This window comes from Rhizobium centroccidentale (genome assembly GCF_030182565.1).
In the GTDB taxonomy this organism is placed as follows: Bacteria; Pseudomonadota; Alphaproteobacteria; order Rhizobiales; family Rhizobiaceae; genus Rhizobium.
In genome coordinates, this window is record NZ_JAQJCG010000077.1 from 1 (window position 1) to 276 (window position 276).

Annotated in this window: 1 pseudogene; it reads left to right on the plus strand. The window is 59.8% G+C overall.

The window, feature by feature from the left end:
* Positions 1 to 276 (plus strand): annotated as a pseudogene (purU, locus tag PH562_RS30700) (formyltetrahydrofolate deformylase); the annotation flags it as partial.

Genomic DNA, 276 nt, shown 5'->3' on the forward strand with positions numbered 1-276 from the left:
GAGGGCTGCAACATCGTCGACTCCAGCCAGTTCGACGATCTCGACACCGGCATGTTCTTCATGCGCGTCTCCTTCATCTCGGAAGAAGGTGTGGGCCAGGCAGCGCTCGTCGAAGGCTTCAAGCCGATCGCCGAGAAGTTCGCCATGGACGTCGAGTTCCACGATGCCAAGAAGCGCATGAAGGTGCTGCTGATGGTGTCGCGCTTCGGCCATTGCCTCAACGACCTGCTCTACCGCTGGAAGATCGGTGCATTGCCGATCGACATCGTCGGCGTC